Origin of the sequence: Dietzia sp. DQ11-71, from assembly GCF_014144995.1 — a bacterium.
Classification (GTDB): Bacteria; Actinomycetota; Actinomycetes; order Mycobacteriales; family Mycobacteriaceae; genus Dietzia; species Dietzia kunjamensis.
Map to the genome: position 1 here is coordinate 1 of NZ_JAALDT010000306.1, position 4,733 is coordinate 4,733.

Sequence of the window (4,733 nt, forward strand, 5' to 3'; positions counted from 1 at the left end):
CTCGTCGGCTTCGGCGGCGGCCACGACGGCCTCGGACTCGGCCAGGTCATCGCCCACAGTGACCAGGGCCGCGACCCCGGCGAGCGCGGCGCGGTCTGCGGCGGCGCGCACCTCGTCGGCGGTGCGGTGTCCGCAGGAGTAGAGGTGCGTGTGTGCGTCGACGAGCCCGGGTAGCGACTCGGGCAGGACGGGAGTGGGGCGGGGCTTGCGCTTACCCATACGGTCGCCTCAGTCCTCCTGCTGGATGGGCGCCCAGCTCGGCCCGGTCTCGGCCAACTCGGGGTCGACCTTGGCGAACAGCGGGCTGGGCTTGGCCAGCGGGGTGCCCGGGGTGATCTCGGTGCGCGCCCACCGCGCCTGCTCGGCGGCGTAGTCACCCATGATCACCGGGTAACTGCGGCCCACGTCGGGCAGCCCCTCTCCGACGAGCTCGACCGGCATGTCGTCGGTGACCTCGTGCACCTGCGGGGCGGCGGCCCACACGCCCTGCCCGCCGATCGCGCCGTGGATCTGCTGCGAGGCCGACGGCAGGTACGGGGTGAGCAGCGTGTTGGCGTCGGAGACGACCTGCAGCGCGGTGTGCAGGACGGTGCCCAGGCGCTCGCGCTGGTCGGGCTCCTTGGCCAGCTTCCACGGCTCGGTGGCGGCGATGTAGCGGTTGGCGGCGCCGACGATGCGCATGGCCTCTGTGGCGCCGGCCTTGAACCGCGAGCGCTCGAGGTGCGCGCCGACGGTGGCGAAGGCCGACTCCGCCTCGCGCAGCAGCTCGGCGTCGATGTCGGACAGGGTGCCGGGCCGCGGGATCTCGCCGAAGTTCTTGTGTGCCATCGACACGGTGCGGTTGACGAGGTTGCCCCAGCCGCCGACCAGCTCGGAGTTGGTGCGACGCACGTACTCGTCCCAGGTGAAGTCGGTGTCGTGGTTCTCCGGGCCCGCGACCGAGATGAAGTAGCGCAGCGCATCGGGGCCGAACTCGGCCAGGAAGTCGCGCACGTAGATCACCACGCCGCGCGAGGACGAGAACTTGGACCCGGACATGGTGAGGAACTCGGACGAGACCACCTCGGTGGGCAGGTTCAGTGCGCCCAGCGCCCCGGGCTCGCCGCCGTGGGCACCCCGGCCGTCGTAGCCGATGAGCTCGGCCGGCCAGATCTGGGAGTGGAAGGTGATGTTGTCCTTGCCCATGAAGTAGTGGGACACGGCCTCGGGGTCGGTCCACCAGCGCCGCCACGCCTCGGGCTCGCCGGAGCGCCACGCCCACTCGATCGAGGCGGACAGGTAGCCGACCACGGCGTCGAACCACACGTAGAGCTTCTTGTCGCCGCGATCCTGCCACCCCTCCACCGGGATGGGGATCCCCCAGTCGATGTCGCGGCTCATCGCGCGCGGACGCAGGTCCTCGAGCAGGTTGAGCGAGAACTTGAGGACGTTGGGTCGCCAGTCCTTCCGGCCCCCCAGCCAGTCCCCCAGCGAGTCCGCGAGCGCGGGCAGGTCGAGGAACCAGTGCTCGGTCTCGATGAACTTCGGGGTCTCGCCGTTGATCTTGGAGACCGGGTTCTTCAGGTCGGCCGGGTCGAGCTGGTTGCCACAGTTGTCGCACTGGTCGCCGCGGGCGCCGTCGTCACCGCAGATGGGGCAGGTGCCCTCGATGTAGCGGTCCGGCAGGGTCCGCCCGGTGGACGGGCTCACCGCACCGGTGGTGGTCTTGGCGACCATGTAGCCGTTGGCGCGCAGGCCCCGGAACAGCTCCTGCACCACCGCGTAGTGGTTCCGCGTGGTGGTGCGGGTGAACAGGTCGTAGCTCAGGCCGAGGCCGGCCAGGTCGTCCACGATCACCCGGTTGTAGCGGTCCGCGAGCTCCTGGACCGGCACGCCCTCCTTCTCGGCCTGCACGAGCAGCGGCGTGCCGTGCTCGTCCGTGCCCGAGACCATGAGCACGTCGTTGCCGGCCATCCGCTGGTAGCGCGAGAAGACGTCCGACGGCACCCCGAACCCCGAGACGTGTCCGATGTGCCGGGGGCCGTTCGCGTACGGCCATGCGACCGCGGTCAGGACTGTCTTCGCCATGGGTTACAGACTAGTGGTCACGTCCGCGGGGGCCGGGACCGCGTCAGGCCTCCTCGGCCGCGGGATCCCGCGAGAGTGATTTGTGGATGGACACGCACAGCGCGATCAGCACCAGCACGAACGGCGAGGCGGCGATGATCGTCATGTTCTGCAGGCTCGACAGGGCGTTGCCGCCACCGTCACCGGCCACCAACATGATGATCGCCACGGCGGCGGTGAACGACCCCATGAGCATGACGAGCCACCGGGTCGGCTCCTCCACGCCGTGCTGAGCCATGCCGCCCATGACGATCGACGCCGAGTCCGCGGAGGTGATGAAGAAGACGGCGATGAGGACCATCGCCACCACCATGAGCACGGGCGCGAGCGGCAGCTCGCGGAGCAGGTTGAACAGCTGCGGCTCGAGTGCCCCGTCGCCGAAGACGCTGCGTCCGGCCTCCTCGAGATAGAGGGCGAAGCCACCGAAGATGGAGAACCAGACCACCGACAGGGTGCTGGGGACCAGCACCACGCCGATGATGAACTCGCGCACGGTGCGCCCACGGCTGATGCGGGCCAGGAACATGCCCACGAACGGCGACCAGGAGATCCACCACGCCCAGTAGAAGACCGTCCACCCGGAGAGCCACTCGGCGGCCTCACCGTTCTCGCTCACCGCGGTGCGGGAGGCCATGTCGAAGAAGTTCGAGAAGTAGGTGCCGATCGTGGTGGGGATGAGGTCGAGCATGAAGAACAGGGCGCCGGAGAAGATCGCCACGAACAGCGCGAGCGACACCGCCAGGATGAGGTTGATGTTCGACAGCAGCTGGATGCCGCGGCTGATCCCGGAGGCTGCCGAGGCGAGGAACACCAGGCCCAGGACCACGATGACGCCCACGACCAGGGCGATGCCGCCACCGCTGATCGCACCGGTCTCGTTGAGCCCGGCCCGGATCTGCAGCGCACCCAGCCCGAGCGAGGCGGCGGTGCCGAAGATCGTCGCGACGACGGTCGCGATGTCGAGGACTCTCCCCATCCACCCCGCGGCCCGCTTCTCACCGATGAGCGGCACGAACGCCTGGGAGATGAGGTGGCCGCGCTTGAAGCGGTAGGCGGCCAACGCGAGCGCGAGCCCGACGATCGCGTACATCGACCACGGGTGCAGGGTCCAGTGGAACGTCGTCGTGGCCATGGCCACGTCGTACTGCTGCTCCTGCCCCGGCGGCGGCTCCTGGAAGTGGGTGAGCGGCTCGGACACGCCGTAGAACATCAGCCCGATGCCCATACCCGCGGCGAACATCATGGCGATCCACGACCGCGTGGAGAATTCCGGCTTCTCGTCGTCACCGCCCAGGCGGATGCCGCCGAACCGGGACAGAGCCAGGTAGATCGCGTAGACCACGACCGTGGTCGAGACGAGGATGAACAGCCACCCCACCGTGTCCACCACCAACGAGAACGCCTCACCGGCGGCGTTCTCGAACGAATTCGTGTAGAACGAGCCCCAGAGCACCACGATGAGCGCGATGATCGTGGTGGGCACGAGGACCGTGAAGTCGACGCCCGGACGGGGCCCGCGCACAGGGTCCTCTGGGCCGTCATTCGACGCGTCGAAAGCTTTCTCTCGTGACTTTGGCATACGTCGAACCCTGTCAACAATCTAAGGTGAGCGCAAGATAATAACGCGCTTATCGGACCCTGGCGTGGGTTCGACGCCCCGGGGTGGCACGATCGGACGGTGCCCGATTCCACCCCCACCGTGCCGGCGCTCCTCCGCGCCCTCCACGAGCGGTCGCGGGCCCTCGGGATCGGCCCCCCGGCGGCGTTCCTCGGCGACTGGCGCGACTCCCCGGCGGTGATCATCCCCTCCGTGGACCTGCGGCCGAACCGGCCCGAGCAGGTCTTCTCGGTGGCCGGCGACCTCGTCGTCGTCGGGTTCCGCTCCTTCCCCGACCACGTGCCGGGCGACGCCCCTCTCCTGCCCGCGGCGGTCCGCGGCACGGCCACGGGCATGCTCACGCTCGCCCCGGACGGCCGGTGGCGCGGCGACGGCACCGCCCCCGACCCGCACGAGGTAATCCGACGGTACGGACCGCCGTCATCCGGGGGCACCGGTGACGACGAGGACGATGGCGACGACGACGACGAGGTCGGCATCCCCCTCACCTGGGCCGCCCCCGACCGTCGCGCGCACAGACGGGCCGTGGTCGACTGCCTCGAGGCGATCCGCGCAGGCGAGGTCTACCAGACCTGCCTGAGCACCCGCCTCGACGGCAGGCTCCGCGCGGACCCGCTCGAGACCTTCCTCTCCCTGGCCCGCCGCGCCCCCGCCGCGCGGTCGGCGTACCTCGAGGGCGAGTGGGGCGCGGTGCTGGCCTTCTCCCCCGAGGAGTTCCTCGTACGCACCGGCGACGACGTCCGCACCAGCCCCATCAAGGGCACGGTGCGCGCCGACCGCGACCCCGCCGAGCTCCTCGCCTCCGCCAAGGACGTCGCGGAGAACATCATGATCGTCGACCTCGCACGCAACGACCTCGGACGTGTGGCGGACGTGGGTTCGGTGAGGGTGTCCGACCTGCTCGCCGTCCGTCCCGCGCCCGGCGTCCACCACCTGGTCTCCACCGTCACGGCGCGGACCTCGGTGGACCACGACGCCCTCGTGGCAGCCACCTTCCCGCCCGCGTCGG

3 protein-coding genes and 1 pseudogene are annotated in these 4,733 nt (G+C 70.0%); 1 reads left to right on the forward strand and 3 read right to left on the reverse strand.

The genetic code is table 11. The annotated features are described in order from the left end of the window. The 3 genes and pseudogenes from G6023_RS11155 to G6023_RS11165 all read right to left on the reverse strand — a co-directional run. A pseudogene (locus tag G6023_RS11155) lies at positions 1 to 219 on the reverse strand (TatD family hydrolase); the annotation flags it as partial. A 9-nt stretch (positions 220 to 228) separates the two neighbouring features. Further along, on the reverse strand, positions 229 to 2,067 hold the full coding sequence (gene metG / locus G6023_RS11160) for a methionine--tRNA ligase (protein WP_182635524.1): 1,839 nt from the start codon (positions 2,065 to 2,067) through the stop codon (positions 229 to 231). 43 nt (positions 2,068 to 2,110) lie between these two features. Beyond that, positions 2,111 to 3,628, reverse strand: coding sequence for a BCCT family transporter (locus tag G6023_RS11165; RefSeq protein ID WP_347570763.1), 1,518 nt, complete (start codon positions 3,626 to 3,628; stop codon positions 2,111 to 2,113). Positions 3,629 to 3,784: 156 nt separating this feature from the next. Here G6023_RS11165 and G6023_RS11170 point away from each other — a divergent pair. Further along, the coding region (locus G6023_RS11170) for a chorismate-binding protein (protein ID WP_182635529.1) at positions 3,785 to 4,733 on the forward strand (949 nt) is incomplete at its 3' end.